Here is a 26720-nt window from a genome sequence, read left to right on the forward strand (position 1 = left end):
ATTCCTTCTCCCCTTGCGGGAGAAGGTGTCAGCGAAGCTGACGGATGAGGGGTCATGCAAACGAAAACCGCCGCGACGGCGGCCAGGCTGTCGCGGCGGCTTCTATCTTCAACCCCTCACCCGACCCGCTTCGCGGGCCACCCTCTCCCGCAAGGGGAGAGGGGAGGCGAGGAACTCAGCCCTGCTTCGGCGTCGTGTTGATCATCCACGGGATGCCGAACTTGTCGGTGAAGCTGCCGTAGCCGGGCGACCAGAAGGTCTCGGCGAAGGCCATGCCGATCGTGCCGCCTTCGGACAGGGCGTCGAACACGCGCTTGGCCTCGACCGGGTCGTCGGTGTGGTAGGTGACGTCGAAGCCGTTCTTGGGCTTGTCGATGTTGGGGGCGAATTCGGGCGGCATGTCCGCGCCCATGATCGACTGGTCGCCGACGTCCAGCCAGCCGTGCATCAGCCAATCCTTGTACTTGGGATCGACCGGCATGTCGGGCGGGCCGTCGCCGAACGGGAAGGCGGCGGTGACCTTGCCGCCGAGGACCTCGGCGTAGAACTCGAACGCCTGGCGGCACTGGCCCTGGAAGCTGAGGCTGGTGACGATCTTCATGGTGTTTGTCTCCCTCTGGTGTGCGCGGACGCTAGCGTGGGCCTGTGACCGTTTTTGGCAGTAGCGCCCTCACGCGTAGTCATAAGGCCCGCCGCGCTCGAGGGCGCGCCGGTAGGCCGGGCGAGCGTGGATGCGATCCAGGAACGCCTTGATATGCGGCTTTGATGCGGCGCCGGCCCGAGAGGCCCCGGCCTCAAGCGGGAAGCTCATCATGATGTCGGCGCCGGTGATCTCGCTTCCGGCGAACCATTCGGACTTGGAGAGCTCGGCCTCCCAGTAGTCGACATGGGCCTTGAGCTGCGGATCGACGAAGCCCGACTGGGCCTTGCCGGCGATGGCCTTGACCAGGCCCTTCAGCAGCCCCGGGGCGCGGTTCGGCAGGGCGGTGAACACCAGCTTCAGCAGCAGCGGCGTCATGGCCGAGCCCTCGGCGTAGTGGAGCCAGTAGGTGTGGCGCAAGCGCTCGGGCGTACCGGCGGCCGGGATCAGCCGGCCCTGGCCGTAGGTCTCCAGGAGGTACTCCACGATGGCCCCGGTCTCGGCGATGACCTTGTCGCCGTCGGTGATGACCGGTGACTTGCCCAGCGGGTGGATGGCCCGCAGCTCGGGCGGGGCCAGCATGGTCTGGGCGTCGCGCTGATAGGGCTTGATCTCATAGGGGACGCCCAGCTCCTCCAGCAGCCACAGGACGCGCTGGCTGCGCGAGTTGTTGAGGTGGTGGACGACGATCATCAAGCGATCCCCAATATGGATAACATGTCGCACGAACGATGGTCGCCTGTTCAAGGTTCGGCAAGGGTTGCCATGGCCTCTTCCTGCTCCAGTTGAGTCGGGGAGTGGGGATGACCGGAGCGTTCAAGCGGTTGTCTTTGGCGGGCAAGCTTATGACGGCGGGCGGGGCGGCCTTGGGCGCTCTGCTGATCGTCGGCTCGCTGTTGATCACGTGGCAGAGCGGCAAGGCGATGCGGGGGCTGGCCGAGCGCTACGCCGCCAGCGTCACGGCCCAGACCGGCCAGGAAATCAAGAACGACCTCGACGACGCAGACGCGGTGGTTCGCGCCTCGGCCGGCCTGTTCGCCGCCTCCTACGCCGCCGGCCAGCGCGACCGCGCGCAGTACCTGGCGCAGCTGAAGCCGATCTCGACCGCCTCGCGCACCATGCTGGGCGGCTGGCTGATGTTCGCGCCGGACGCCCTGGGCGACGACGCCGCCAACGCCGGCCGCGCCGACCTGGGCTCGACGCCCAAGGGCCGCTTCGTCGGCTACTGGGTGCGCAGCGGCGACCACCTCTCCCTGGAGCAGGGCGAGGACGCGGAGTTCGGCGAGGACTTCTTCACGACCAGCTTCACCAGCGGCAAGGCCGCGATCCTGGAGCCCTACCAGGACAACATCACCGACGGCGGCCAGACCAAGCTCGTCCTGATGACCTCCATCACCTATCCGGTCGTCGCCAATGGCAAGACCGTCGGCGTCATGGGCGCGGACCTGGCGCTGGACGACATCGCGGGTCGCCTCGACGCGCTGGAGCCCTTCGAGGGCGGCCGCGCCATGCTGGTCTCGCCGGGCGGCCTGTGGGTCTCGCACCCCGAGGCGGCGCTGCGCATGAAGGCCTATGGCGATCCCGGCCTGGACGCGGTCAAGGCCGTGCTGGCCGGCGGCGGCCCCACGACGATCGCCGGCGTCAAGATCGGCGGCAAGAGCGCCGAGCGCCTGGTGACCCCGGTGCGGCTGGCCTCGGGCGCGACCTGGGCGGTGGTGGTCGACGTCACCGACGAGGCCCTGCTGGCCCCGGCCCGGCAGCTGGCCCTGGGCCTGGCCATCGGCGGTCTCGCTTTGCTGCTCGCGGCCCTGGGCGTGCTGGCCATCGCCTCGCGCGAGCTGATCGCCCGGCCGCTGCTGAGCCTGCGCGACACCGTCCGCACTCTGGCCGAGCACCGCTACGACCAGCCCGTCACCGAGCTGCAGCGCGCCGACGAGATCGGCTCGATCGCCCGCTCGCTGGAAACCCTGCGCGCCGAGCTGGAGCGGGCCCAGGCCCTGCGCGACCAGCAGGAGGCGTTGCGCCAGGCCGCTGACGCCGATCGCGACCGCGCCGCCGCCTTGTCCCTGTCGATCGACGAGCAGGCCGCCGTGGTCCGCCAGGTCGGCGAAGGCCTGGCCGCCGTCGCCCAAGGCGACCTCAGCCGCCGCATCGCCGGGCCTTTCGCGCCGGTCTACGAGCCGCTGCGCGCCGACTTCAACCGCGCCGTCGAGAGCCTGGAGCTGGCCATCGGCGAGATCGCCGAGGCCGCCGACGCCATCGGCGCGGCCAGCGACACCCTCTCCCAGGCGTCGGGCGAACTGGCCCGCCGCACCGAGCGCCAGGCCCAGGGCCTGGAGCGCGCCGCCGGCTCGCTGAACGCCGTGACCGGGGCCATGGGCGCCGTCGCCGGCGGGGCCGACGAAACCCGCCGCCTGGTCGCCTCGGCCCGCACCGAGGCCGACGAGGGCGGAGCGGTGGTCACCGAGGCCACGCGGACCATGGGCGAGATCGACGCCTCCTCGCGCCAGATCGGCGACATCGTCGGGCTGATCGACGAGATCGCCTTCCAGACAAACCTGCTGGCGTTGAACGCTGGCGTCGAAGCGGCTCGCGCCGGCGAGGCCGGTCGCGGTTTCGCGGTGGTGGCGCAGGAAGTGCGGGCTCTCGCCCAGCGCTCGGCGGACTCGGCCAAGCAGATCAAGACCCTGATCGGCCAGTCGAACGTCCGCGTCGGCGCGGGCGTCGCCCAGGTCGAGCGCACCGGCGCGGCCCTGCTGGGCGTGGCGGGCCGCATGGCCGGCATCGACGCGGCCGCCACCCGCATCGCCTCCTCGGTCCGCGAACAGGCCCAGGATCTGACGGCCATCAACGGCGAGGTCGCCGAGATCGAACGCTTCACCCAGGAGAACCTGGCCATGGTCGACAATGCCCGCGCGGCCGACCAGGCGCTGGTGAGCCAGGGCGTGCGGCTGGTGGACCTGGTGGGACGGTTCCGGCTGGGGCGCGGGGCGGTGAAAAGGGCGGCTTAGACGTATTGGCCCTGTTCAATCGCCTCCAAAACAGCTCCGTCATTCCCGCCCTTGTGGCGGGAACCCCTGGTTCAGCTGGCACGTGAGACGCAAGCGGACTGCTGAGCAGTCCGCCCCTGCCGCACCTGCGGCCGACGGAGGGGTTCCCGCCACAAGAGCGGGAATGACGATAGTTTTGAAAGTCTGCTGAAAGTCCCGTCGGGAGTTTAGGCCGCCGCTCCCACCACGCTCTCGACCACATGCGCGCGGTACAGCACCGCGATCAGGTCCGTCTGGGTGATCACCCCGATCAGCTTGCGGTCGCCGTCCACCACCATGGCCTCGTGCGTGTGGCCGCTGGAGAGGATCGGCAGCAGGGCCGCGACGGGCGTGCCCTCCATGACCTTGTGCACGAACGGGTCCAGCGCCGCCTCGACCTTGCGGCGACGGCCCGCCTGCAGCTCGGCGCGGCGGGCCATGCCGATGACGCGGCCCTCGCTGTCGACCACCGGGGCGGCGCGCAGCTCGTGCTCGCGCAGATAGGCCAGGGCGCTTTCGGCCGACTGGTCGTGGTGCAAGCTGATGACGTCGCGGGACATCACGTCGCCGCAGCGGATCTGGTTGTGCAGCCGCTGGGCGGCCGACAGCTCGACCTCGCGGAACAGGGCGTCCAGGTCCTCGCGGCTGACGTCCAGCAGCTCGCCGTAGCGGGCCAGGGCCACGTCCAGGTCGACGGGGTTGTAGCCGATGCGCGAGGCCGGAACCGGGTCCTTGGTGTGGTGCGGACTGACGGCGGGGGCGGGCACGCGGTGCGGATAGGAGTGCTTGGTCAGCCGGCCCCAGATCATCCCCGCGCCGGTCAGCAGCAGGGAGTCCACCGCCACGGGGCTCAGGGCGAACAGATAGCCGGCCTTGGTCACCGCCGGTCCGCCGATCACGCAGATCAGCGCCACGGCCCCGCCCGGCGGGTGCAGGCAGCCCAGCAGCATCATGGTCCCGATCGCGGCTCCGACCGCGAGGGGCGCGGCGATCAGCGGCTGGCCCGGGAACAGCAGGGCAACGGTAATGCCGACAAAGGCCGAGACGATATTGCCGCCCAGCACCGAGCGCGGCTGGGCCAGCGGACTGGCCGGCACCGCGAACACCAGCACCGCCGACGCCCCGATCGGCGCGACGAGCAGCGGATGCAGGATGTCTCCGCCACCGACCGCGAAGCGTCCCAGGATCCCGGCGAACAACAGGCCGAGCAACGCTCCGGCCCCGCCGCGCAGGGCGTCGATGGGACGGATGGGGGTCTTCCCCCGGATCAGGGCGTGGAGCTTCGTCATCGGACGGCGGTGATAGCTCGACCGCGCCCGGAGGTCTTTCCGATTTTTGTACAGGCGGTTCAAGAAAACCCGAGACGCTAGCTCGGCGCCATCGGGCTCGGATCGGCCAGGAAGGCATAGGCCGCGTAGAGCGTCAGCAGCATCACCGCGACGACTATGGCGAGCACCAGATAGCGAACACGGGGCCGACGGTCGCTCATGAGCTCGGCGGATGCGCCAGCGGCTTCAGGTCCGGCTCCACCCAGCCCAGGCGCGCTTCCGGCGTGAACAGCCGTTCCCGCGACCAGTGGGTCAGGGGCCATTCCTTGTCGCCCATCGGGGTGGCCAGCAGGCGGGCGGCGGCTTGCGCGTCGTCGGTCTCGTCCGGCAGGGCGGCCGCGAAGGCGCGGATGGCGGCGAGGTAGGCCTGGGTGATGGTCTCGTGATAGCCGCTCTTGTCGTCGTTCATCCCGCCGACCGAGACGTTGTAGGCGCGGATGATCCCCGGCAGGTCGCACTCCAGGCCGTCGTCGCGGGTGCGGACCAGGCGCAGGGTGGCCGTCAGGTGGGCGGCGTGGGTCCACTGGTCCTTGGGCAGGGTGCGGTCCAGCAGGCGCTCGGCCAGGGCGGCGATCTCGGGATTGGTGTAGGCGGTCATGGAACGCAGATAGCGAGGGCGCTTGGCCGTGGCTAGTTCTCCCCATTCAGCCAATCCTACCCTGCCTCCCTAGGCCTTGTGCCTAGGGCCCATCGTTCCGCTGGCGTGGCGGGGATCGGGAGAACGACCACACCGGCGGCGCGCACATGCGACCTTTCAGCCAAGCCGCGCCATGGGCCCTAGGCACAAGGCCTAGGGGGCGGGGATTTGATTGAGCCGAGGGAGATCAGTCCGTGGCGCTGACCCGCTCGGCCGGCCGCCGCAACGTATCCAGCCTCACCACGACGTCGGCGACTTCCGGCAGGTCCAGCGCGATCCACCCCGTCAGCCGCTCGTAGTGCTGCACGAAGCGATCCAGGGCCGCCTCGCTCATGGCCAGGTCCGGGTTGCGCCCCTGGCCGACCAGCCGCTCACGCAGGCGGGTCTCCTGCTCGCCGCGCCATTGGCGGACGACGGCGAAGTCGGGGGCGGTCATCAGCACCAGGCGGTCGAGGCGGGCGAAGAGTTCGGCATAGGGGCCGGCCAGCGCCGCGTTGGCGAAGCCGCGCCAGGCGCCGTCCGGGTCCTCGTCGCGCTCCAGGGCGTTGACCGGCTCGGCGAGGTCGGCGTCAGGCTGGGGCCGCGCGCCGACGCACCAGCCTTCCAGCAGCACGATGTCGGCCGGCCCCTCGAACACGGGCCAGTCCGTCTCCGGCGCGCGGTCGTCGGCGGCCTTGTCGAAGCGGGGCAGGGCGGTGGGGTCCGGTTGCGCCAGGGCGTCGAGAATGGCAAGGCCCAGGGCCGGGTCGTGCGTGCCCGGAACGCCCCGCGTGGCCAACAGCGGATGCACCTCGTCCGCCAGCCGCAGCCGCTCGGCCTTGGGCAGGTAGAGGTCGTCGATCGACAGGGTGGCCACATGCCGGCCGCGCGCCTCCAGCAACCAGGCGACCAGCGCGGTCAGGGTCGACTTGCCCGAGCCCTGCGGCCCGCAGATCCCGACCACCAGCGGCGTCGACCGCCCCTCGGCCCAGCCCAGGATTCGCTCGGCCAGCGGCCGGTGCAGCCGCGCGGCGAGGTCGGCGAAGGCGGGCGGCAGGCGTTCGTCGCGCGCGAAGGCGGCGATGACGCGCGCCAGGTCGGGCATCAGAACGCGTTGCTCCAGCGCACCTGCTCGGGCAGCGGCAGGTTGGCCTCGAACACCAGGCCGTCGGGCCGGAAATCGAAATGGGCCTGGCCCTTCTGCTCGCGGCGGATCGAGCTCTCGATCAGGCGCGTGCCGAAGCCGGGCTTCTTGGGCGGGGTGACCGGCGGGCCGCCGGTGTCGCGCCAGGTGAAGATCAGGTTGTCGGTCACCGGATCGCGCCGCCAGACGACCTCGACCCGGCCGCCGGGCGCCGACAGGGCGCCGTACTTGGCGCTGTTGGTGGCCAGTTCGTGGAAGACCATCGACAGGCCGACGGCCGTGTGCGGCGGCAGGGCGACGACCGGGCCCGAGCGGTCGACGCGGTCGAGATAGGCGGCCAGGCTGCTCTCGACCAGCTGGCCCAGATCGGCCTCGCGCCAGCCAGTGCGGGTCAGCAGGTCGTGGGCGCCGGAGAGGGCGACCAGGCGGTCGGTGAACACCTCCAGCGGCGCGCCCCGCACTTTCGCGAAGGTCTGGCGGGCCAGGGCCTGAACCGTGGCCAGGGTGTTCTTCACCCGGTGGTTCAGCTCGTTGATCATCACCCCCTGGCGGTCCTCGCGGGCCTTCAGCTCGCGGGAGGCGGCGCGCAGGGCGACGTGGACGGCGGCGATCTCTTCCAGGCTGTCGGCATTGGCCGGGGCCAGCTCCTCGCCGCGGCCGATGGCGGCGGCGTCGGCGACCAGGCGGCCCATCTCGGCGTTGATCCGGCGCGAATAGACCAGCGCCAGGCTGATGCCCAGCACCAGCAGCACCACGAAGATGCCGCCGGCCAGGGCGACCGAGCGGTTGACCGTGCTGGCCAGATCGTCGCGCGGAATGGCCACCACCAGGGTCCAGCCGGTCTGCGGCGAGCGGGTATAGGCGACCATGGTCGGCACGCCTTCCAGGGACCGGCTCTTGTTCACCCCCTCGGTGGAGTGGCGCAGGTTTTCCTCCATGTCCTTGGAGGCTTCGCGGCCGGTGAACTTCTCGTTGAAGCGCGAGCGGGCGATGACCCGGCGGTGGTTGTCCAGCAGGGTGGCGACCCAGCGGTCGGGCACGCGCTGCTGGCGGAACACCGAGGTGAAGGATGCCGAGTCGACCACGTAGGAAAGGACGTAGAACCGGCCCTTCACCGTGATCGGCGTGCCGACGGTGATCACCGGCTTGCCGGCGACGGGGCCGGCCAGGAGGTTGGAGACCTTGCTGCGGCCGGCCGAATAGGCGCTGGTCTCCTCGGGCGTCCGCTTGATGCGGGGCAGGGGCTCTCCGTAGTCGCGGAGCGTGTTGACCACCTGCTGGCCCTCGGCGTCGGCGACGACGATCCAGCCGGCGCGGCGCTCCATGGCGCGGCGGGCGCGGGCGTGGAAGGCGGCCCAGTCGCCGTTGATCAGGGCCTGGTCGGTGGCCAGGGTCTCGGCCACCGAGACGCCGACGGCCGCCTGGCGATCGACCGCCCCGTTCAGCGCTCGGGCGGTGGTGACCAGCTGCTGGTAGAGCTGTCCGCGCGACTCGCGATCGGCGCCGGCCAGCAGGAAGGCCATCGACAGCACGGCGGGCGCGAGCAGGCTGATCGTCAGGAGGACGAGCCGGCCGCGCACCGAGCTGACGCGGCGTCGAGCGCCGAAGTCTTCCCGATCCTGCCGCGCCATCCGCTCGCATGCTCGCCATGACAAGAGCGCTCGACCGCTCTCCAGGGATGTATAGCGAAGCGAGTCGCGCGCCGCGTCTCAAAAATCCACGGTCTCGGTTAACGCGCGCGCCAGGCGAAAATGCAGGCGGTTTCGCCGCCGGGGCGCGCGACAAGGAAGGAAAGCCAAGCGTAGCCCTGTCGCCGTTTTGTGCGTTATGAGAACGCCATGAAGAACCTGCCCAACATCCTGACCGGCTCGCGCCTCGTGATGGCGCTGTTCATGTTCGTCGCCCTGGCGGCCGCGGCCGGGGCCGTGCCGTTCCTCGGCGACCAGCTGACGGCGGAGAGCCAGCTGCGGCTGGAGCGCTGGGCGTTCTACGCCTTCGTCGTCGCCTCGGTGACCGACTTCTTCGACGGCTGGCTGGCCCGCAAGCTGGACGCGGTCAGCGTCTGGGGCGCGATCCTCGATCCGATCGGCGACAAGATCCTGGTCTGCGGCGCCCTGCTGGGCCTGATGGCCCTGGGACCCAATGCGATGGTCGTGCTGCCGGCCGGCCTGATCCTGTTCCGCGAATTCACCGTCAGCGCCCTGCGCGAAGTCGGGGCCGGCAAGGGCCTCAAGCTGCCGGTGACGCTGCTGGCCAAGTGGAAGACCACCCTGCAGCTGGTCGCCATCGGCGCCGAACTGATCCTGGCCAGCTGGGGCGCGTTCGGGCTCCCCAACGATCCGTCGGTCGTGGGCGGCTTCACGGTGGTGGCCCACGTGCTGCTGTGGATCGCGACGGCGGTGACGCTGATCACGGGCGCGCAGTACTGGGAAGCGGCAAGGAAGGCGCTGACCTGACGATCATCTCTCCTCCCCTTTCGGGGGAGGTGGCCCAGAGGGCCGGAGGGGGCAGCTGGGCCTAGGCCGAGTTAACCCCCTCAGTCGCTTCGCGACAGCTCCCCCAGCGGGGAGCAGATTGCGTCCGAGCACGTTCCCCTGAAGTACAGCTTCCCGGGGAACCCCATCACGTGACACTTCACCAAGGCCTCGCCTTCGGCCTGATCGCCGCGACGATCGTCGCCTTCGTCTGGGGGCGGTGGCGGTATGACCTGATCGCGCTGGGCGCCCTGGCCGTGGGCATGGCCATGGGCCTGATCCCGGTGAAGGACGCCTTCGACGGCTTCGCCAACGACATCGTCATCATCATCGCCAGCGCCCTGGTGCTCAGCGCCGCTGTCGCCCGCTCGGGCGTGGTCGACATGCTGATGGCCCCGCTGCTGCCCAAGCTGAAGGACGAGCGCACCCAGGTCCCCGTGCTGGCCGGGACGACGGCGGTGCTGTCGATGGCCACCAAGAACGTCGGGGCCCTGGCCCTGATGATGCCCAGCGCCCTGCAGATCGCCCGCCGCACCGGCGTGCCGCCCGGGCGCCTGCTGATGCCCATGGCGTTCGGCTCGCTGGTCGGCGGCCTCGCGGTGCTGGTCGGCACTTCGCCCAATATCATCGTCTCGGAGGTCCGGCAGGAAGCGCTCGGCCAGCCGTTCAGGATGTTCGACTTCCTGCCCGTGGGCGGGATCCTGACGGTCATCGCCATCGCGTATCTGACCTTCGCCTATCGCCTGTTGCCCAAGTCGCGCCAGGCGGCCATCGACGTCGACGCGGCCCTGGCGGCCAAGGCCTATGTCACCGAGGTGGAGGTCCCGGACGGCTGGAGCTTCCAGGCCGGCAGCGTCGGCGCCTTGAAGAAGGCCGCCGATGGCGCGGTGAGCGTGGTGGCCATCCTGCGCGACCGTCAGCGGATCGCCACGCCGCACGCCAACACCAAGCTTCATCCCGGCGACGTGCTGCTGCTGGAGGGCGAGCAGCAGGAACTGAACCAGCTGATCGTCGCCGCCAAGCTGCGGCTGCGCGACGCCGACCGGCCGGTGACCATGAGCGAGCCGACCGAGGAGATCCGGGTGGTCGAGGCGGTGATCGGCGGCGAGAGCGACCTGATCGGCCAGTCGGCCCGCAGCGTCACCCTCAGCCACACCCACGGCGTCAACCTGCTGGGCGTCAGCCGCAGCGGCCACCGCATGGCCGGACGCCTGGCGACCATCCGCCTGCGGGCCGGGGACATCCTGGTGCTGCAGGGCGCGGAGCAATCGCTGCCCGCGGCGCTGCAGGCGCTGGGCCTCCTGCCTCTGGCCGAGCGCGAGGTGCGGCTGGGCGGCGTGCGCCACGCCCTGCTGCCGGTGGCCATCCTGGCGGTGGCGATGACGCTGGTGGCGACCGGGACGATCCCGGTGGCGGCCGGTTTCTTCGGCGCGGCGGTGCTGGTCGTGGCGACCGGCGCGCTGCGCATGCGCGAGGCCTATGCCGCGCTCGAGGCGCCGGTGCTGGTGCTGGTCGCGGCCCTGATCCCGGTCAGCGACACGGTGCAGAAGACCGGCGGCGCCGACCTGATCGCCGGCTGGCTGTCGGGCGCCTTTCACGGCCTGCCGCCGATCGCCACTCTGACGGCGATGATGGCCGTGGCCATGGCCGCCACGCCGTTCCTGAACAACGCCGCCACGGTGCTGATCGCCGCGCCGATCGGCATGGGCGTGGCGCAGCGGCTGGGGCTGTCGCCCGACCCGTTCCTGATGGCCGTGGCGGTGGGCGCGGGCTGCGACTTCCTCACCCCCGTCGGCCACCAGTGCAACACGCTGGTGCTGGGGCCGGGCGGGTACCGGTTCGGGGACTACGCCCGGCTGGGCGCGCCCCTCAGCGCGTTGATCCTGCTGATCGCGCCGTGGCTGATCGCGTGGGTGTGGCCGTTCGCGAGGTGAGGGGCGAGATAATCTCCTCCCCCTCCCCCGATGGGGGAGGAGAGGGGTGCTAAAGCACTACCGCGCGTCGTTCGCCGCCAGGCGCTCCAGCGCTTCCAGCATCTCGGGGTCGGGCGGGCCGTCCAGCAGCCAGGCCTCGTCGGGCCTGGCGCGGTCGGCGTCCTCGCGCTCGGCTCGCATCAGTGTGGCCAGCCAGCCGGCGCCCGTCATTTGCAGAACCATCGTCGTCTCCTCGCGATGATGTTTCTGAGAGTGAATTGCAATTACGACTCTCGCAAGCCCTCTTGAAGGCCGATCCGCGACCTATCGACGGGAGGCGGTGAGGGCGCGTCGGCGCGAGGCCTCGCGTTCCAGCGGGGTGATCACCTCGGCGACCTCGCGGCGCTGGGCCGGCGTGCCGGTAACGTCCAGCCGCCGGGCGTTGGCCAGGATCAGCTTCAGTTCAGTGTCGCTGAGGGTGGGGATTTTCTCGAGCAGATTCATGCCGTGGCTCCGAATATCGCGTGGGTAGGACATCCGCCCGGACAGGAAACGCTCGAGGCGAAGCTTGGGGTGCAAGAATCTCGAAAAGTCGTGCGTTCTCGCTCGCCTTGATTTCTGAAATAAAATCCCGATAATAAGCCCATCGAATTCGCTGCCGCTCGGCCTGCTATTCCTTGCTCCCGTCAGTGGAGCGCCGGACGCGCCTCCCGAACTTCCAACGAAATTTGATCGTCGCGCGGGACGTTCCCGAGCGTCGAACACCATGACTAAAAGGAATATCATCATGGCTACGGGCACCGTGAAGTGGTTCAACTCGACCAAGGGCTTCGGCTTCATTCAGCCGGACAACGGCGGCGCGGACATCTTCGTCCACATCTCGGCCGTTGAACGCGCTGGCCTCGGCTCGCTGAACGAAGGTCAAAAGATCTCGTTCGAGCCGGAAGTTGACCGCCGCAGCGGCAAGACCTCGGCCGGCCAGCTGCAAGCGGTCTAATCGACCCGCAGCGAACCACCAGGTTCGACATGAATAGGCCGGCGCTTGCGCCGGCCTATTTTCGTTTCGGGGTTACGCCTTGCGGGTCCGTCCTCGCCCTTCGACAGGCTCAGGGTGAGGACTACTGTGGATGCGGCGCTTCAATAGAAACCTCACCCTGAGCTTGTCGAAGGGCGAGGTTTCGGATCCTCACGCGTTGTCCGGATTGCCCCGGCCGCCGCCCCATCCCGGCGGAGGCGGCGCCGTGAAGTCGGCCATCTGGGCGGCCAGGGCCTTCTGGAAGGCCGGGCGGCTGGTGCAGCGCTCCAGATAGGCGTCCAGGCGCGGCTGGGCGCGGATCAGGCGGGTGTTGTCGATGATGCGCAGCACCGAGGCCATCAGGAGATCGCCGGCCGTGAAGCGGTCGCTGTCCAGATAGGGATTGTCGCCCAGGCGCGCGGCCAGCTCGGCGGCCCGCTTCTCGACCCAGGCGACCAGCGCCGGCCGGCGGGCCTTGGCCCAGTCCTGGTCGGCGTGGAAGAAGTCGATCTCGCCCAGGTTCTGGATAGGCGGCTCCATCGTGTTGAGGGCCGCGAACATCCAGGTGATGGTCCGCGTCCGGCCCACCGGATCGGCGGGCATCAGGGCCGGCGAGCCCTCGGCGATGTGCAGGACGATTGCCCCGCTCTCGAACATGTCGACCTCGCCGTCCTGGAAGGCCGGCACCTGGCCGAACGGCTGATGCCGCAGGTCGGCCGGATCGCGCGGGCCGGGCATCAGCAGGTTGGTCTCATAAGGCAGGCCGGCTTCCTCCAGCGCCCAGCGCACCCGCAGGTCGCGCACCTGGCCCTTGGCGAAGTCCGGGACCCAGGAATAGGCCGAGACGGTGGGGGTTTTGACGTGGGCGTTCATTGGACGGTCTCCAGATAGGCGCCCATCTTCTCCAGCAGGCCGCTCCAGCCGCCGATGTGGGAGTCGCGGGCCGTGATGTCGGTGAAGGGAGCCTGGTGGAAGCGCAGCAGCGTGCGGCCGCTGGCCAAGGACAGGAAGGTGACGGTGATGACGTTGTTCACGCCCCAGGCGTCGTCGTCCCACTTGAAGGTCATGACGATCCGCTCGTTTGGGACGATCTCCTCGTAGACGCCCGACTTCCAGCTCTCCCGGCCATTGGGCGCGCGGATGCCGGCGCGGTAGCGGCCGCCGACGCGGAAGTCCTGCTGGAAGTCGATGGTCTCGTGGTCGCGCGGACCCCACCACTTGGTCAGGTGCTTGGGGTCGGTCCAGACGCGGAACACCAGCTCGCGCGGCGCGTCGAAGAGGCGTTCGATCAGCAGTTCGTCGTCCTGGATCAAGACGGTGTCGGTCATGACTGGGAGTCCTTCGGCGTCTTGCCAGTTGGAGATTGGCCCCTGGGGGTTTTGCTCTTGGAGGTCTGGGCCTCGGCCGCCTGCAGCTCGGCCAGGTAGTCGGCCATGCGGTCGAAGCTGGCGTCCCAGAAGCGGCGGTAGTGGTCGATCCAGGAATAGGCCCGTTTCATGGCCTCGGGTTCCAGCTTGCACGGCCGCGCCTGGGCCTCGCGCGTCCGGCTGATCAAGCCCGCGCCCTCCAGCACCTTCAGGTGGCGCGAGACGGCGGGCAGGCTGATGTCGAACGGCTCGGCCAGCTCGTTGACCGTGGCCTCGCCGCTGGCCAGCCGCGCCAGGATGGCGCGCCGGGTCGGATCGGCCAGGGCGGCGAAGGTGGCGGAGAGGGTGTCGGTCATTATTTAATCTGCATGTTAATTAATGTGATTGTTAAATTGAGGGGGTGGAGGTTGTCAACGGGGGTTGTGCGACTTCCAAAAACCTTCCGTCATTCCCGCCCTTGTGGCGGGAACCCCTCTATCCGCCGCAGGTGCGGGAGGGGCGACGTGCTGAGCACGTCGCTTGCGCCTCACGTGTCAGCTGCACCAGGGGTTCCCGCCACAAGGGCGGGAATGACGGAAGAAAAAGGAGGTGGGAATGTAGCAAACCAACCTCCGGTCGTGCTCTCCTGCGCCTCCCTCCCAGGACGCTCTCCCCATGCTCGCCGCGCTGCTGATCTCCGCCGCCGTGACCGCCTGCCCGATCGAGCAGGCCCGCTATGCCGTGCGGACGGAGCCCACGATCACCGCGATCTTCATCAAGGTCGACAGCGGCCCCGACTGGCCCGCCGGCCTGGCCTTGCGGATCGACACCCACGGCCACCGTCACTGGTTCCTGCCGTGGGGCTGGGGAACGGACGGCAAGCAGAGCCTGGCGTCGACGCTTGATGTCACCAAGTCGGGCTGGATGCCGCCCAATCCGGACGGCGGACCGCGTCCACTGGGGAACCTGGAATATCTCGGTTTCGACGCGACCTACCGCGTGCTGCAGGCCGTCCCCAAGCGCGGCGATCCGGCGCCGGCGCATATCCTTTTGCCGGGGCTCAGCGAGCGTCTCTGGCATCCGCCGGGGGATGTCGAGCGCGACGCCATCCCCCGGCAGTTCTTCGATCTCGCGGGCTGTGGCCGCCCTTGAACGGCGTTCGTCAAAAGGCTCATTAACCCCCGCCTAAGTTCCGCACTTGCGCCCGACCGACTCCGTCTCTAAACGGGCGGCTTAACCTGCAAGATGGTCGACAGCGGGCGCGCGGATGTGCGCGACCGTGTCTTTGCGCGAGTTAGCCATGCCCAAGAGAACCGACCTTTCCTCGATCCTGATCATCGGCGCCGGCCCGATCGTCATCGGTCAGGCCTGTGAGTTCGATTACTCCGGCGTTCAAGCGTGCAAGGCCCTGCGCGCCGAGGGTTACCGCATCATCCTGGTCAACTCGAACCCGGCCACGATCATGACCGATCCGGACGTGGCGGACGCGACCTATATCGAGCCGATCACCCCGGAGATGGTCGCCAAGATCATCGAGAAGGAGCGCCCCGACGCGCTGCTCCCGACCATGGGCGGCCAGACCGCGCTGAACACCGCCCTGGCCCTGGAAGCCGACGGCACCCTGAAGAAGTTCAATGTCGAGATGATCGGCGCCAAGGCCGAGGTCATCGACAAGGCCGAGGACCGCCAGAAGTTCCGCGACGCTATGGACAAGCTGGGCCTGGAGAGCCCCAAGTCCAAGGCCGCCCACAACATGGACGAGGCCCGCGAAGGCCTGGCGTTCGTCGGCCTGCCGGCGATCATCCGTCCGTCGTTCACCCTGGCCGGCACCGGCGGCGGCATCGCCTACAACGTTGAAGAATTCGAAGAGATCGTCGAACGGGGCCTGGACCTGTCGCCGACCACGGAAGTCCTCATCGAGGAAAGCGTCCTCGGCTGGAAGGAATACGAGATGGAAGTGGTCCGCGACACGGCGGACAACTGCATCATCGTCTGCTCGATCGAGAACATCGATCCGATGGGCGTCCACACCGGCGACTCGATCACCGTCGCCCCGGCCCTGACCCTGACGGACAAGGAATACCAGTGGATGCGCGCGGCCTCGATCGCCGTGCTGCGCGAGATCGGCGTCGAGACCGGCGGCTCGAACGTCCAGTTCGCGCTGAACCCGGCCGACGGCCGCATGGTCGTCATCGAGATGAACCCGCGCGTGTCGCGCTCGTCGGCTCTCGCGTCGAAGGCCACCGGCTTCCCGATCGCCAAGGTCGCCGCCCGCCTGGCCGTCGGCTACACGCTCGACGAGCTGAAGAACGACATCACCGGCGGCGCGACTCCGGCCTCGTTCGAGCCCTCGATCGACTACGTCGTCACCAAGATCCCGCGCTTCGCGTTCGAGAAGTATCCGGGCTCGGAGCCCCTGCTGACCACGGCCATGAAGTCGGTCGGTGAAGTGATGGCCATCGGCCGCACCTTCAAGGAAAGTGTCCAGAAGGCCCTGCGCGGTCTGGAAACCGGCCTGTCGGGCTTCGACGAGGTCGAGATCCACGGCGCCGACGATCCGGACACCGGCAAGGCCGCCGTCGTGCGCGCCCTGGGCACCCCGACCCCCGACCGCCTGCGCGTCATCGCCCAGGCCTTCCGCCACGGCCTGACCGTGGACGAGGTCAACGCCGCCTGTTCTTACGAGCCCTGGTTCCTGCGCCAGATCGCCGAGCTGATCCGCCAGGAAGGCTGGGTTCGCGCCGGTGGCCTGCCCACCGACGCCGCAGGCTTCCGCGCCCTCAAGGCTCAAGGCTTCTCCGACGCCCGCCTGGCCAAGCTGACCGGCTCCACCGAAGGCGACGTGCGCGCCCTGCGTCAGGAGCTCAGCGTCCGCCCGGTCTTCAAGCGCATCGATAGCTGCGCCGGCGAGTTCCTGGCCTCGACGCCCTATATGTACTCGACCTACGAGACGGGCGCCCTGGGCCAGATCCCCGAGTGCGAGAGCGAGCCTTCGAACCGTAAGAAGGCCGTCATCCTGGGCGGTGGTCCCAACCGGATCGGCCAAGGCATCGAGTTCGACTACTGCTGCTGCCACGCGGCCTTCGCGCTGGACCAGATCGGCGTGGAGTCGATCATGGTCAACTGCAACCCCGAGACCGTCTCGACCGACTACGACACCTCCGACCGCCTGTACTTCGAGCCGCTGACGGCCGAGGACGTGCTGGAGCTGCTGCATGTCGAGATGAGCAACGGCACGCTGGCCGGCGTCATCGTCCAGTTCGGCGGCCAGACGCCGCTGAAGCTGGCCCATGCGCTGGAAGAGGCCGGCATCCCGATCCTGGGCACCAGCCCGGACGCCATCGATCTGGCCGAGGACCGCGAGCGCTTCCAGCAGCTGCTGAACGGCCTCTCGATCGCTCAGCCGGAAAACGCCATCGCCCGCACCTGGGACGAGGCCCGCGCCGAAGGCGAGAAGATCGGCTTCCCGTTCGTGATGCGTCCGTCCTACGTGCTGGGCGGCCGCGGCATGGAGATCATCCGTGATCACGAGCACCTGGAACGCTACATCGCCAACACCGGCGAGATCTCGTTCGAGCACCCGATCCTGCTGGACCACTATCTGAGCCGCGCGACCGAAGTCGACGTCGACGCCCTGTGCGACGGCAAGGACGTGTTCGTGGCCGGCGTGCTGGAGCACATCGAGGAAGCCGGCGTCCACTCGGGCGACTCGGCGTGCTCGATGCCGCCCTTCTCGCTGAAGGCCGAGACCGTCGAAGAGCTGAAGCGCCAGACGGTGCAGATGGCCCTGGCCCTGAACGTCCGTGGCCTGATGAACGTGCAGTTCGCCATCGAGGAGCCGCACGGCGAGAACCCGCGCATCTATGTGCTGGAAGTGAACCCGCGCGCCTCGCGCACCGTGCCGTTCGTCGCCAAGACCATCGGCCAGCCGGTGGCCGCCATCGCCGCCAAGGTCATGGCCGGCGAGCCCCTGGCCAGCTTCGGCCTGAAGGACGTCCCCTACGACCACATCGCGGTCAAGGAAGCGGTCTTCCCGTTCGCCCGCTTCGCCGGCGTCGACACGGTGCTGGGCCCGGAAATGCGCTCGACCGGCGAGGTCATGGGCCTGGACTGGAAGCGCGACGGCGAGGCCGACATGGCCCCCGCCTTCGCCCGCGCCTTCGCCAAGAGCCAGCTGGGCGGCGGCGTGAAGCTGCCCCGCTCGGGCACGGCCTTCGTGTCGGTCAAGGAAAGCGACAAGCCCTGGATCGTCGAGCCGGTGAAGCTCTTGCAAGCAGCCGGCTTCACGGTGCTGTGCACCGAGGGCACCCGCGCCTATCTGGCCGAGCAGGGCGTGCAGGTCGACTACGTCAAGAAGGTCCTGGAAGGCCGTCCGCACATCGTCGACGTGATGAAGAACGGCGGCGTCCAGCTGGTGTTCAACACCACCGAAGGCAAGCAGGCGCTCGAGGACAGCTTCGAGATCCGCCGCACGGCCCTGATGATGAAGGTGCCGTACTACACGACGTCCGCCGGCGCCCTGGCCGCCGCCCAGGCCATCGCCGGCGCCCCGGACGAAGCCCTGGAAGTGCGCCCGCTGCAGAGCTACGCGGCGGAGTAAGCCCTGTCCCTCTCCCCTTGCGGGAGAGGGTGGCCCGCAGGGCCGGGTGAGGGGTTGAAGATACGAACCGCCGCGACAGCCTCACCGCCGTCGCGGCGGTTTTCGTTTGCGCGACCCGGAGGCTAGGAGTGGGCCCTTTTTCGCCCGCCTTGCCCGGCGGCGATCAGGGCGCGAGCACGGGCGACGACCTCGACAGCGCGTGCCGTCTCTTCCACGCCTTCGGCGCGCGCCTCGTCCAGATAGGCCGCGATCGCCTCTTCGCTATCGAGGTATTCCGCCGGATCGAAGAGCCGTGTTTCCAACTCAAACCTCCTGCGCCAGAGCCTTGGCGCGGACGATGTCGCGGGTCTGGGATGACTTGTCGCCGCCGCACAATAGCACGATCAGGGTTTCGCCGCGCCGGACGAAATAGACACGGTAGCCGGGGCCATGGTCGATGCGTAGTTCACTGACGCCTTCGCCCACGGCTCTGACATCTCCCAGGTTTCCGGTAGCCACACGCTCGATCCGACGAACGACGATGGCGCGGGATACAGGGCTCTTCAGCTGCCTCAGCCAAGCCTCGAAGGTCGCTGTCTGCCGAACTTCCCAGGCCATGTGGATCCGATAGTCGATGCAATATGATCAACTATAGAGCGCATTCCCTGTAGGGCGAGAAGTTTCCTCGCTCTACATCCGCACCCCGTTCTTGACCTTGAAGCACCGCCGCTTGCCCAGCTCGGTGCCGCAGAAGCCCGGCTCCATCGTGCCGTCGTGCAGCATCACGTACTGGTCGCGGACGCATTCGAACCAGTCGCGCTGGAACTTGATGTGGTCGACGTCGCGGTGGAACACCGGCCGCTGGTCGACCGTGTAGAACCGCGCCATGGCGGTCAGGCCGCCGAAGCTGCCGCGGCCGTTGACCAGGCCGCAGATCTGGCCGGTTCGGGTGGACCACACCGCGCCCAGTTCCAGCGGGTTCTGCTGCTTGAGCCGGGCCTCGAGATTGGCGTGGACGATCCGCCATTCGGCCTGGGCCAGGGGGCGATAGCGCGCGTGCTGCTCGGCGGAGGGCGAGGGCATGAGGGCGTTGGCGCGCTCGAAGCGGACCAGGTCGACCCCGGTGAACAGCATGGCGCTGAGCGTGCCGATCACGGCGACCACCGAGATGGCCAGGCCCGTCCACAGCACCCGGACCTTGCGCGTCCCGAAATCCAGCACCGCCATGGGGCTCCTCCCTGTCTGAAGGGGAGGTTTGGCGAGGTTGATCGGGATTACAAGTATAAACTAATTACGAGTGTAATTATTTCGACCGAGCTTCAGTCGTCCTCTCCATCCTTCGGCTCGTCGTTCTCGCCCCGGACGACGGTCTCGGCCGGCGGTGGCGGCGGGGGATCGGGCGGGTAGAAGGCGCCCAGCATCATGAGCAGCCCGGCCAAGGGCGCGAAGGCGCGCTTCGAGCGCTTGGTCGCGCGGATCACCCACGCGCCGAGCGGGATCAGCAGCACGGCGACGGCGATCAGGATCAGGGTGGCCTGGAGTTCGGTCATGCTTGGCATGTGGGCCTCCCGGCGCCGGGCGCAACCGCAAGCGGCGCCGTGGGGATGCGCGGCTTGAAATTTCAGTGCTATGCAAGCGCCGGGATGTTGGGGGGCGTATGCGAGTCTTGAAGGGCCTGGACCGGGGCGCGGTCCTGTTCGCTTTGGCGGCGACGGCGATTCCGCTCCTGCTGTGCGGCTTCATGTTCGGCTTCGACATCGCGCTGAACAGCGCCGCGTTCTGGGGCCTGCCCAAGGGCGACATGGCCGCCATGACCGCTGCCTGGGAGGCCTTCGTCCGCCAGCCCTGGCACTGGCCCCTGACCACGGTGACGGGCCTGCACGACAAGCCGGTGTCGATCGTCTTCACCGACAGCCTGCCCTGGCTGGCCATCGCCCTGAAGGCCACCGGCCTGGCGCGCTGGCTCAACCCGATGGGGCTGTTCCTGCTGCTGTCCTATCCGCTGCAGGTCTGGAGCATGATCGCCCTGCTGCGCGCCCTGGGGGTGAAGGACCGCTGGGCCTTGCTGCTGGGCGGCCTGCTGTCGCTGGTGGTCCCGGCCTGGATCGAGCGCCAGTTCGGCCACATCGCTTTGTCGGGTCACTGGATCATCCTCCTGGCCCTGACCCTGTCCGTGCGCTCGATCCGCGACGGCCTGACCTGGAAGCGGGCCGTGGGCTTCGCGGCCCTGGCGCTGTTCGCCACCGGGATCCACGCCTACCACCTCGTCCCCATCGCCGCGTGCCTCGGCGCGGCGGGGCTCTCCGAAGTCACCCAGCGCCGCGAGAACGGCTTCTGGAACGCCGCCATCGCCGCCGGCCTGGCCGGCTGGGCGGTGTGGGTCGGCATGAAGGTGCTGGACTATGATGACGGCCTGGGCCTGACCGGCGGGGCGGCGGCGCTGGGCTTCTATTCGATGAACCTGATCGGCCCGATCTGGCCCCAGGCCTCGTGGCTGGCGGGCCAGGCCTGGACCGGCGAGTGGTTCAAGGGCGTGGTCGACGCCACCGGCGGCCAGGCCTTCGAAGGCTACAACTATCTGGGCGCGGGCGTGCTGGCCCTGGTGCTGGCCATGGTCGGCGGCGAGCTGTTCGGCGCGATCCGCCGGCGCGGGATCGGCGGCGGCTTCTGGACCCGCTGGAGCCCGCTGATCCTGGCGATGCTGGGCCTCTTCCTGTGGTCCGTCGGCTGGAGCGCCTACGCCTTCAAGACCCACCTCTACGACCTGCCCAAACCGAGCGGCGACCTGGCCGAGACCATCGGCGGCTTCCGGGCGCACGGGCGGTTCTTCTGGGCCGTCGGCTATCTGCTGCTGGCCCTGGCCGTGGCCTGGACGGCGAAGCTGCCGCGCAAGGCCGCCCTGGCCGTCCTGGTCGCCGCCCTGGCCCTGCAGGCGGCCGACACCAGCAACCTGCGCCTGGCCGTGCGCCAGGTGTTCGCCGAGCCGGACTGGCCGGTCTATCCGCTGGTCCTGACCGGCAGCCGCGTCACCGCCGGCCGGCCGTGGGTGTTCGCCCCGGCCTATTTCTGCAGCCCCTCGCAGCGCGACCTGCGGGCCATCAAGCAGATGAACCTGGCCATCGTGCGCGCCGGCGGGACAACCAACACCTTCGCCACGGCCCGCAACAACGACCCGCCTTGCGACCGGCCCCGGCCCGAACTGTCGGTCGACGCCGCGCCGGACGACCGCCGCATCACCGTGGTCATGCGCAACGAGCAGCCGCGCGGCGGCTTCCTGGCGCCGATCGCCCAGCGGTCGGACTGCTACTGGTTCGGACGGGGTATCGCCTGCGGGCGGGATCTCGGCGGGCTGAAGGGCCTGCGGGCGCTGAAGCCGGGGGAAGTGGCGGCGCAGCCTTAGGGATTTCGCCCTGGGCCTCACCCTTGCTAGTAATCGTCCCGCGCGGGCGCGTGGAATCGTATCGGGGATTAGATGGTCGGGAACAAGAAGACGTGGGTGTGGGGCGCCGTCGTGGCGCTCTGGTGCCTGGTGCTGGCGGGCGTGCTGTCGGCCAACCGCATGCTGTCGCTGTCGGTCGACAGTTCCTACCACCTGCAGGTCATGGAGGTCGTGCGCCACGCCTTCATCATCCCGCTGCAGGGCCACGAGTGGATGGCCGAGATGGCCTACTACCCCAAGCTCAGCCACCGGTTCGCCGGGCTGTTCGCCACCCTGGGCTGGCAGCACCTGAACGCCCTGCTGATGGCCGCCGTGCTGTCGGCGGCGGTGGCCTGGGCGTGCCTGTTCGAGCAGGCGCGGCGGGTGTCCCTGACCTTCCTGGGCCTGGGTCTGGTGCTCAGCGTCGTCAACATCTCCGTCACCCGCGCCGTGATCGGCGGCGAGGTGATCGACAACTTCTTCTTCCCGCAGATCGTCGGCGAGGGCGTCAACCTGATCGCCCTGTCCATCGCGGTGAGCCTGCTGGGCCGCTCGCGCCAGGCCTTCGTGCTGTTCGCCGTGGCCGCCGTGGCCTTCTGCGGTTGCTTCCACCTGGTGCCGACCCTGCAACTGGCCGGCGCCCTGATGGCCATGCTGGGCGTGACCTGGCTGCGTGACGTGATCCGCACGCGCAAGTTCGAGCCCGTGGGCCTGGCCGGCCTGATCGCCATCCCGGCCGCCATCGTCCTGAACCCGTTCTTCGCCAAGATGCGCTTCATCGCCGGCAACAACGGCAGCGTGAACCTCAAGACCGATATGTCGCTGGAAGCCCTGGCCGGCTTCTCGGCCCTGCTGCTGATCCTGTCGGCCTGGGTGCTGCTGGTGCATCTGCTCAAGCCCGTCGACGACACCGACAACGAGGAGAGCGACGCTTCGGCCCTGATGTTCGCGTCGTTCGGCGCGGCCTGCGGCGCGGCCATGCTGGCCCAGTACGCGGTGTTCAAGATCCTGCACGACGGCTCGCACTACGCGGTGCTCAAGCACAGCTTCGGCGTCTTCTCGCTGCTGGCTTTTGTGGTCCCGCTGTGGGGCCTGACGGTGCTGGGCGTGCGCGGCGCGCCGGCCGAGGAAGCCCTGGGCCAGCGCCGCTGGCCGGTGGGCGTCGGCCTGGCGTTCGTCGCCCAGACGGTGGTGCTGCTGGCCCTCTATCTGCGTCCCAGCGTCATGGACGTGCCGCGCATCAACGCGATCATGGAGGACATCCGCCAGGTCCGCATCACGCGCGGCCTGCACGGTGAACAGGCGATGTACACGGCCGACACGCCGACGCCGATCACCACCTATATGGGCACCATCGCCATGCTGCAGTCGCCGCACGGCGCCAATGTGCTGAGCCTGATGGCCGACGGCCATCCGGACCGCGCCGGCGACGTGCCCTATATCGTCACCCTGGCCGGCGACGCCTACGACAAGCCGGGGTGCCGCTCGGGCAAGCCGATCGGCCTGGTGGTCGTGCTGTCGGGTCCGTGCCTGGAGCCGCCGTCGTTCCGCTTCAAGCAAGGCGCCGTGGGCGCGTCGTTCCTGCGCGAGGGCTGGTCCGCCCCCGAGCTGGGCGGCGTCTGGGCCGACGGCAAGCGCTCGACGGTCGAGATCCCGGTCGCCGACTGGCAGCGAAACCTGAAGTCGCCGGTCCTGGAAGTGGCCATGTTCGCCTTCCTGCCGTCGCCGGACTCCAAGCGCACGGTGATCGTCACGGTCCCGGGGGGCGCGTCCGAACGCTTCCAGTTCGACCGCCAGAACGCCATCAGCCACGGCTATGTCCTGCCGCTGTCGGCCGAGGCGCTGAAGAGCCCGACCCTGCTGGTGACCATCGAGACCCCGGACGCGGCCACGCCGAAGTCGCTGGGTCTCAGCACCGACACGCGGATGCTGGGCGCGGGGCTCGAGGCGATGCGGATCGTCGATGCGGGAGCGAAGTAGGGGGCTCGCTTCCTCTCCCCTTGCGGGAGAGGGTGGCCCACGAAGTGGGGCGGGTGAGGGGTTGAAAGACAGAACCGCCGCGATGGGCCTCACCGCCTGTCGCGGCGGTTTTCGTTCGTGTGACCCCTCATCCGTCAGCTGCGCTGACACCTTCTCCCGCAAGGGGAGAAGGGGGGTTACGCCTTGCGCTCCGCGAACACCCAGAAGTGGCTCAGCAGAAACAGCGCCCCGGTGTAGCTCACCGCCGCCGCGCCCTGCGCCGCGACGCTCCACAGCGTCCCGACGGGCAGCACCAGCTTGGCCACCGTCAGCACGCCCTGGTTCAGGGCGAACGCCGCCGCCACCGCGATCACGTAGCGGATCGGCGCCGAGCGCGTGGTCTTGCGCGCCTTGAACACGAAGAACTTGGACAGCACGAAGCTGACGCAGATCCCCACCGCATAGCCGATGGCGTTGGCCAGGTGCGCGGGCATGTGCAGCCCCACGTCCAGGGCCACGATGATCGAGAAGCCGACCAGGGTGTTGAACACGCCCGCCACGCCGTAGCGCAGGGCCGAGACCAGGAACTCCCGCCGGGCGGGGGTCAGAAGAGGGCTCACTTCGGGTCGAACCCGTAGCGGTCCATGACCACGTACAGCGGCCGGCCCTTCACCTCCTGATAGATGCGCGCGACGTATTCGCCCAGCGAGCCGATGGCCAGCATCTGGACGCCGAAGCTCAGCAGGATGGCCACCATCAGCGAGGGGTAGCCGGGCACGTCGCGGCCGAACAGCAGGGTGCGCAGCACGATCCACGCCGCCCACAGCACCGCAAGGGCCCCGACGCCGGCCCCGACATAGCTCCACACCCGGATCGGCGCGCTGCTGAACGACGTGATGCCGTCCAGGGCGAAATTCCAGAGCTTCCAATAGCGGAACGAGGTCGTCCCCGCCGCCCGCTCGGGCCGGGCGTAGGGCACGGGAACTTGGCGGAAGCCGACCCAGGCGAACAGGCCCTTCATGAAGCGGTTGCGCTCGGGCAACTGGCGGATCACCTCGACCACCCGCCGGTCCATCAGCCGGTAGTCGCCGGCGTTATAGGGAAGGTCGACCTCCGACATCCGGTTGAAGGCCTTGTAGAAGCCCTGGGCCGTCGCTCGCTTGAGGAAGCTGTCGGCGCTGCGGTCGACGCGCACGCCATAGGCCACGTCCGCCCCGGCCTCCCAGGCCTCGACGAACTGGCCGATCAGCTCGGGCGGATCCTGCAGGTCGCAGTCGATCGGCACGATCATGTCGCCGCTAGCCACGTCCAGGCCGGCCGACAGGGCGGTCTCCTTGCCGAAGTTGCGGGCCAGGTTGATGACCTTGATGCGCGGGTCGCGCTGATGGTGCTTCAGCAGCACCGCCAGGGTGTGGTCGCGGCTGCCATCGTTGACGCACACGACCTCGTAGTCGACGCCCAGCTTGGCCAGCTCCGCGTCGATCCGCTCGAAGAACAGGTCCAGGACCTCCTGCTCGTTGAAGCAGGGCGCGACGATGGACAGCGTCTTGCCGACGCGCGAACGCGTGGCGACGGCGGGAACGGTCGGGACGGCGGACGCGGAAGGCTGAACCATGAGCGCTGGTTTAGCGGGGATGCGCGCGGAGGGGGAGGGGGAAGACGTCCGCCACGGGTGTTGGCCCGTGGCGGACCGCTATCAGTTCGGCGCTTCTTCCGTCGTCCCGTCGCGGAATTCGTCGGCCGTGAGGAACGCGATGCCTTCGTCGTCCAGCACCCAGGCGCCCAGGAACGCCGCGTGGCTGGGATCGACCTCTTCGTCGATCAGGTCGCCTTCATAGATGCCGACGTGGCTGTAGTCGAAGTCCAGCGACAGCTGGTGGGCCATGGCCACCATCTCGTCGGCCATGCGGCGCGAATAGCCCAGGGCTTCGCTGTCGTTGTTGAACTCGTCCGCGAGCGAGCTGACCTCCGCCGCATCGCTGCCTTGGGTCGCACTGGTCGTGACGATGGTGAATGCGGGCATGGGAAGGGTCTCTCTTCAAGTCTTGAGCCTCCACCCCTAGCCCGTTCGGCTGGAGGACGGGGCAAATTCTGAAAGAACATCGTGCGGCGACGACGTTCGTTCAACGATCGGCGCCGCCGCGAACATCCTTCTTGGTGGCGCGGTAGGCCTTCTGCAGCCCGCCCAGCCGGCGGCGTTCGGCATCCCGGGCCGCGCGCTCGGCCTTCTCCTCCATGGCGGCCAGTTCGAGCGCCAGCTTCTGGAAGTGCGCCCAGCGGTCGGGGTCGAGCACTCCGCTCTCGATCGCCCCGCGCACGGCGCAGCCGGGTTCGTTGGCGTGGGTGCAGTCGCTGAACTTGCAGGCCTGCGTCAGGCGCTCGATGTCGTCGAAGACCGCGCTGACGCCTTCCTCGGCGTCGACCAGCCCGATCTCGCGCACGCCGGGCGTGTCGACGATCAGCCCGCCGCCGGGCAGCAGGACAAGCTCGCGGTGGCTGGTGGTGTGGCGGCCCTTGTCGTCGGCCTCGCGCACCGCCGCCGTCGCCATGCGCTGCTCGCCCAGCAGCACGTTGACCAGGGTGGACTTGCCGACGCCGGACGAGCCGATCAGCACGCAGGTCTCGCCCGGCGCCAGGTGGGCCAGCAGGGTGTCCAGGCCGATCCCCTGCCGCGCCGAGATGCTGACCACCGGGCAGCCGGCCGCCAGGGCCTCGATCTCGGCCGCCTGGGCCGGCGCCTCCGCGCACAGGTCCGACTTGGTCAGCACCACGACCGGACGCGCGCCGCTCTGCCAGGCGGCGGCCAGGTAGCGCTCGATCCGGCGGGGATTGAGGTCGCCGTTCATCGAGGTGACGATGAAGGCCAGGTCGACATTGGCGGCGACCACCTGCGGCGTCTGCAGGCTGTCGGCGGCCCGACGGATGAAGGCGGTGCGGCGGGGCAGCAGGGCGTGGATCGTGGCGGTGCGCTCGGCGGCGTTCACCGACATCGCCACCCAGTCGCCGACAGCCGGATGGCCGATCTCGCGGGCCTCGTGGCGCAGCCGCCCGGAGGGCTTGGCGCGCAGCTCGCCCTGCTCGGTCATCACCAGATAGCCGTTGCGCTGCTGGACGACGACGCGCCCGGGAACGTAGCCGGTGCGCGCGTGCGGCTCGAAGGCCTGCGCCAAGGCTTCGGACCATCCGTACTGCGTGATCAAGTCGGGGCTTTCAAACGCCAGGCTCCTCGGGGCGGGTGGTTCGCGGTGAGCCTAGTCTA

28 protein-coding genes and 2 pseudogenes are annotated in these 26720 nt (G+C 69.1%); 10 read left to right on the top strand and 20 right to left on the bottom strand.

Going from position 1 to position 26720, the window contains the following annotated elements:
* Window positions 1–13: 13 nt before the first annotated feature.
* A pseudogene (locus AC07NN_RS03910) lies at window positions 14–164 on the top strand (hypothetical protein); the annotation flags it as partial.
* A gap of 11 nt (window positions 165–175) precedes the next feature.
* On the opposite strand, the gene AC07NN_RS03915 reads toward AC07NN_RS03910, so the two are convergent.
* Together AC07NN_RS03915 and AC07NN_RS03920 are read right to left on the bottom strand one after the other, a co-directional pair.
* Window positions 176–601, bottom strand: a complete 426-nt coding sequence (locus tag AC07NN_RS03915; protein ID WP_494637818.1) for a VOC family protein — start codon at window positions 599–601, stop codon at window positions 176–178.
* Between the two features lie 69 nt (window positions 602–670).
* The gene (locus AC07NN_RS03920) at window positions 671–1333 is read right to left on the bottom strand and encodes a glutathione S-transferase family protein (protein ID WP_494637819.1); all 663 of its coding nucleotides are present in this window, start codon (window positions 1331–1333) and stop codon (window positions 671–673) included.
* Window positions 1334–1437: 104 nt separating this feature from the next.
* On the opposite strand from AC07NN_RS03920, the gene AC07NN_RS03925 reads away from it, so the two are divergent.
* The gene (locus AC07NN_RS03925; RefSeq protein ID WP_494637820.1) at window positions 1438–3651 is read left to right on the top strand and encodes a methyl-accepting chemotaxis protein; all 2214 of its coding nucleotides are present in this window, start codon (window positions 1438–1440) and stop codon (window positions 3649–3651) included.
* Window positions 3652–3857: 206 nt separating this feature from the next.
* Here the strand turns inward: AC07NN_RS03925 and AC07NN_RS03930 are convergent, their stop codons facing one another.
* The 5 genes from AC07NN_RS03930 to AC07NN_RS03950 form a co-directional block, all read right to left on the bottom strand.
* Window positions 3858–4958 (bottom strand): HPP family protein, encoded by a 1101-nt coding sequence (locus AC07NN_RS03930; RefSeq protein ID WP_494637821.1) that lies wholly within the window; start codon window positions 4956–4958, stop codon window positions 3858–3860.
* A 77-nt stretch (window positions 4959–5035) separates the two neighbouring features.
* The gene (locus AC07NN_RS03935; protein ID WP_494637822.1) at window positions 5036–5158 is read right to left on the bottom strand and encodes a hypothetical protein; all 123 of its coding nucleotides are present in this window, start codon (window positions 5156–5158) and stop codon (window positions 5036–5038) included.
* Window positions 5155–5595, bottom strand: a complete 441-nt coding sequence (locus AC07NN_RS03940; protein WP_494638195.1) for a hypothetical protein — start codon at window positions 5593–5595, stop codon at window positions 5155–5157. The genes AC07NN_RS03935 and AC07NN_RS03940 overlap by 4 nt, the downstream gene beginning before the upstream one ends.
* 226 nt (window positions 5596–5821) lie before the next feature.
* A complete protein-coding gene (locus AC07NN_RS03945; RefSeq protein WP_494637823.1) occupies window positions 5822–6718 on the bottom strand; it encodes a kinase in 897 nt (298 codons plus the stop codon).
* Window positions 6718–8388, bottom strand: a complete 1671-nt coding sequence (locus tag AC07NN_RS03950; protein ID WP_494637824.1) for a sensor histidine kinase — start codon at window positions 8386–8388, stop codon at window positions 6718–6720. The genes AC07NN_RS03945 and AC07NN_RS03950 overlap by 1 nt, the downstream gene beginning before the upstream one ends.
* Before the next feature lie 207 nt (window positions 8389–8595).
* Here AC07NN_RS03950 and pgsA point away from each other — a divergent pair, with 207 nt between their 5' ends.
* Window positions 8596–9213 (top strand): CDP-diacylglycerol--glycerol-3-phosphate 3-phosphatidyltransferase, encoded by a 618-nt coding sequence (gene pgsA, locus AC07NN_RS03955; RefSeq protein WP_494637825.1) that lies wholly within the window; start codon window positions 8596–8598, stop codon window positions 9211–9213.
* A 170-nt stretch (window positions 9214–9383) separates the two neighbouring features.
* A complete protein-coding gene (locus tag AC07NN_RS03960) occupies window positions 9384–11165 on the top strand; it encodes an SLC13 family permease (RefSeq protein WP_494637826.1) in 1782 nt (593 codons plus the stop codon).
* Window positions 11166–11222: 57 nt separating this feature from the next.
* Here the strand turns inward: AC07NN_RS03960 and AC07NN_RS03965 are convergent, their stop codons facing one another.
* Both AC07NN_RS03965 and AC07NN_RS03970 read right to left on the bottom strand, forming a co-directional pair.
* Window positions 11223–11387: a hypothetical protein gene (locus tag AC07NN_RS03965; RefSeq protein WP_494637827.1), complete on the bottom strand. Its 165-nt coding sequence runs from the start codon at window positions 11385–11387 to the stop codon at window positions 11223–11225.
* An 81-nt stretch (window positions 11388–11468) separates the two neighbouring features.
* Complete coding sequence (locus tag AC07NN_RS03970; RefSeq protein ID WP_494637828.1) at window positions 11469–11648, bottom strand: hypothetical protein; 180 nt, start codon at window positions 11646–11648, stop codon at window positions 11469–11471.
* 283 nt (window positions 11649–11931) lie between these two features.
* On the opposite strand from AC07NN_RS03970, the gene AC07NN_RS03975 reads away from it, so the two are divergent.
* A complete protein-coding gene (locus tag AC07NN_RS03975) occupies window positions 11932–12141 on the top strand; it encodes a cold-shock protein (protein WP_099575950.1) in 210 nt (69 codons plus the stop codon).
* A 189-nt stretch (window positions 12142–12330) separates the two neighbouring features.
* On the opposite strand, the gene AC07NN_RS03980 is transcribed toward AC07NN_RS03975, so the two are convergent.
* The 3 genes from AC07NN_RS03980 to AC07NN_RS03990 are packed head-to-tail and all read right to left on the bottom strand — an operon-like array spanning window position 12331 to window position 13882.
* Window positions 12331–13032, bottom strand: coding sequence for a glutathione S-transferase family protein (locus tag AC07NN_RS03980; protein ID WP_494637829.1), 702 nt, complete (start codon window positions 13030–13032; stop codon window positions 12331–12333).
* The gene (locus tag AC07NN_RS03985; protein WP_494637830.1) at window positions 13029–13487 is read right to left on the bottom strand and encodes an SRPBCC family protein; all 459 of its coding nucleotides are present in this window, start codon (window positions 13485–13487) and stop codon (window positions 13029–13031) included. The genes AC07NN_RS03980 and AC07NN_RS03985 overlap by 4 nt, the downstream gene beginning before the upstream one ends.
* Window positions 13484–13882 (bottom strand): ArsR/SmtB family transcription factor, encoded by a 399-nt coding sequence (locus AC07NN_RS03990; protein ID WP_494637831.1) that lies wholly within the window; start codon window positions 13880–13882, stop codon window positions 13484–13486. The genes AC07NN_RS03985 and AC07NN_RS03990 overlap by 4 nt, the downstream gene beginning before the upstream one ends.
* Window positions 13883–13917: 35 nt before the next feature.
* Here AC07NN_RS03990 and AC07NN_RS03995 point away from each other — a divergent pair.
* From AC07NN_RS03995 to carB, 3 genes and pseudogenes are all read left to right on the top strand, one after another.
* Window positions 13918–14119: pseudogene (locus AC07NN_RS03995) on the top strand (hypothetical protein); the annotation flags it as partial.
* 61 nt (window positions 14120–14180) lie between these two features.
* Complete coding sequence (locus AC07NN_RS04000; RefSeq protein WP_494637832.1) at window positions 14181–14657, top strand: hypothetical protein; 477 nt, start codon at window positions 14181–14183, stop codon at window positions 14655–14657.
* Window positions 14658–14805: 148 nt separating this feature from the next.
* Complete coding sequence (gene carB, locus AC07NN_RS04005; RefSeq protein ID WP_494637833.1) at window positions 14806–18105, top strand: carbamoyl-phosphate synthase large subunit; 3300 nt, start codon at window positions 14806–14808, stop codon at window positions 18103–18105.
* A gap of 122 nt (window positions 18106–18227) precedes the next feature.
* Here carB and AC07NN_RS04010 read toward each other — a convergent pair whose 3' ends face one another.
* From AC07NN_RS04010 to AC07NN_RS04025, 4 genes are all read right to left on the bottom strand, one after another.
* Window positions 18228–18407 (bottom strand): hypothetical protein, encoded by a 180-nt coding sequence (locus AC07NN_RS04010; RefSeq protein WP_494637834.1) that lies wholly within the window; start codon window positions 18405–18407, stop codon window positions 18228–18230.
* A gap of 1 nt (window position 18408) precedes the next feature.
* Window positions 18409–18702: a type II toxin-antitoxin system RelE/ParE family toxin gene (locus AC07NN_RS04015; protein ID WP_494637835.1), complete on the bottom strand. Its 294-nt coding sequence runs from the start codon at window positions 18700–18702 to the stop codon at window positions 18409–18411.
* Window positions 18703–18774: 72 nt separating this feature from the next.
* Window positions 18775–19311: a hypothetical protein gene (locus AC07NN_RS04020; protein WP_494637836.1), complete on the bottom strand. Its 537-nt coding sequence runs from the start codon at window positions 19309–19311 to the stop codon at window positions 18775–18777.
* A gap of 92 nt (window positions 19312–19403) precedes the next feature.
* Window positions 19404–19643: a hypothetical protein gene (locus AC07NN_RS04025; protein WP_494637837.1), complete on the bottom strand. Its 240-nt coding sequence runs from the start codon at window positions 19641–19643 to the stop codon at window positions 19404–19406.
* Between the two features lie 98 nt (window positions 19644–19741).
* Between AC07NN_RS04025 and AC07NN_RS04030 the strand changes: the two genes are divergently transcribed.
* Window positions 19742–21484 carry a DUF6311 domain-containing protein gene (locus tag AC07NN_RS04030; protein WP_494637838.1) on the top strand — a complete coding sequence of 581 codons (1743 nt, stop codon included), beginning with the start codon at window positions 19742–19744 and terminating at the stop codon, window positions 21482–21484.
* Between the two features lie 72 nt (window positions 21485–21556).
* Window positions 21557–23482: a hypothetical protein gene (locus AC07NN_RS04035; protein WP_494637839.1), complete on the top strand. Its 1926-nt coding sequence runs from the start codon at window positions 21557–21559 to the stop codon at window positions 23480–23482.
* A 176-nt stretch (window positions 23483–23658) separates the two neighbouring features.
* Here the strand turns inward: AC07NN_RS04035 and AC07NN_RS04040 are convergent, their stop codons facing one another.
* The 4 genes from AC07NN_RS04040 to rsgA all read right to left on the bottom strand — a co-directional run bounded on the left by AC07NN_RS04040 (window position 23659) and on the right by rsgA (window position 26661).
* Window positions 23659–24081: a GtrA family protein gene (locus AC07NN_RS04040; RefSeq protein ID WP_494637840.1), complete on the bottom strand. Its 423-nt coding sequence runs from the start codon at window positions 24079–24081 to the stop codon at window positions 23659–23661.
* Window positions 24078–25076: a glycosyltransferase family 2 protein gene (locus AC07NN_RS04045; protein WP_494637841.1), complete on the bottom strand. Its 999-nt coding sequence runs from the start codon at window positions 25074–25076 to the stop codon at window positions 24078–24080. The genes AC07NN_RS04040 and AC07NN_RS04045 overlap by 4 nt, the downstream gene beginning before the upstream one ends.
* Window positions 25077–25157: 81 nt before the next feature.
* Window positions 25158–25484, bottom strand: coding sequence for a hypothetical protein (locus tag AC07NN_RS04050; RefSeq protein WP_494637842.1), 327 nt, complete (start codon window positions 25482–25484; stop codon window positions 25158–25160).
* 100 nt (window positions 25485–25584) lie between these two features.
* Window positions 25585–26661, bottom strand: a complete 1077-nt coding sequence (gene rsgA / locus AC07NN_RS04055; RefSeq protein ID WP_494637843.1) for a ribosome small subunit-dependent GTPase A — start codon at window positions 26659–26661, stop codon at window positions 25585–25587.
* Window positions 26662–26720: the final 59 nt, after the last annotated feature.

This window comes from Caulobacter sp. GW821-FHT09H08, assembly GCF_059415885.1.

Coding starts and splice junctions, on each gene's coding strand:
- AC07NN_RS03920 (WP_494637819.1), bottom strand. CDS start 1,333: ATGATCGTCGTCCACCACCTCAACAACTCGCGCAGCCAGCGCGTCCTG.
- AC07NN_RS04000 (WP_494637832.1), top strand. CDS start 14,181: ATGCTCGCCGCGCTGCTGATCTCCGCCGCCGTGACCGCCTGCCCGATC.
- AC07NN_RS03915 (WP_494637818.1), bottom strand. CDS start 601: ATGAAGATCGTCACCAGCCTCAGCTTCCAGGGCCAGTGCCGCCAGGCG.
- AC07NN_RS03975 (WP_099575950.1), top strand. CDS start 11,932: ATGGCTACGGGCACCGTGAAGTGGTTCAACTCGACCAAGGGCTTCGGC.
- AC07NN_RS04045 (WP_494637841.1), bottom strand. CDS start 25,076: ATGGTTCAGCCTTCCGCGTCCGCCGTCCCGACCGTTCCCGCCGTCGCC.
- carB (WP_494637833.1), top strand. CDS start 14,806: ATGCCCAAGAGAACCGACCTTTCCTCGATCCTGATCATCGGCGCCGGC.
- AC07NN_RS04025 (WP_494637837.1), bottom strand. CDS start 19,643: ATGCCAAGCATGACCGAACTCCAGGCCACCCTGATCCTGATCGCCGTC.
- AC07NN_RS03980 (WP_494637829.1), bottom strand. CDS start 13,032: ATGAACGCCCACGTCAAAACCCCCACCGTCTCGGCCTATTCCTGGGTC.
- AC07NN_RS03945 (WP_494637823.1), bottom strand. CDS start 6,718: ATGCCCGACCTGGCGCGCGTCATCGCCGCCTTCGCGCGCGACGAACGC.
- AC07NN_RS04035 (WP_494637839.1), top strand. CDS start 21,557: ATGGTCGGGAACAAGAAGACGTGGGTGTGGGGCGCCGTCGTGGCGCTC.
- pgsA (WP_494637825.1), top strand. CDS start 8,596: ATGAAGAACCTGCCCAACATCCTGACCGGCTCGCGCCTCGTGATGGCG.
- AC07NN_RS04020 (WP_494637836.1), bottom strand. CDS start 19,311: ATGGCGGTGCTGGATTTCGGGACGCGCAAGGTCCGGGTGCTGTGGACG.
- AC07NN_RS03965 (WP_494637827.1), bottom strand. CDS start 11,387: ATGGTTCTGCAAATGACGGGCGCCGGCTGGCTGGCCACACTGATGCGA.
- AC07NN_RS03930 (WP_494637821.1), bottom strand. CDS start 4,958: ATGACGAAGCTCCACGCCCTGATCCGGGGGAAGACCCCCATCCGTCCC.
- AC07NN_RS04030 (WP_494637838.1), top strand. CDS start 19,742: ATGCGAGTCTTGAAGGGCCTGGACCGGGGCGCGGTCCTGTTCGCTTTG.
- AC07NN_RS03950 (WP_494637824.1), bottom strand. CDS start 8,388: ATGGCGCGGCAGGATCGGGAAGACTTCGGCGCTCGACGCCGCGTCAGC.
- AC07NN_RS04050 (WP_494637842.1), bottom strand. CDS start 25,484: ATGCCCGCATTCACCATCGTCACGACCAGTGCGACCCAAGGCAGCGAT.
- AC07NN_RS03940 (WP_494638195.1), bottom strand. CDS start 5,595: ATGACCGCCTACACCAATCCCGAGATCGCCGCCCTGGCCGAGCGCCTG.
- AC07NN_RS03970 (WP_494637828.1), bottom strand. CDS start 11,648: ATGAATCTGCTCGAGAAAATCCCCACCCTCAGCGACACTGAACTGAAG.
- AC07NN_RS03985 (WP_494637830.1), bottom strand. CDS start 13,487: ATGACCGACACCGTCTTGATCCAGGACGACGAACTGCTGATCGAACGC.
- AC07NN_RS04015 (WP_494637835.1), bottom strand. CDS start 18,702: ATGGCCTGGGAAGTTCGGCAGACAGCGACCTTCGAGGCTTGGCTGAGG.
- AC07NN_RS03990 (WP_494637831.1), bottom strand. CDS start 13,882: ATGACCGACACCCTCTCCGCCACCTTCGCCGCCCTGGCCGATCCGACC.
- AC07NN_RS03935 (WP_494637822.1), bottom strand. CDS start 5,158: ATGAGCGACCGTCGGCCCCGTGTTCGCTATCTGGTGCTCGCCATAGTC.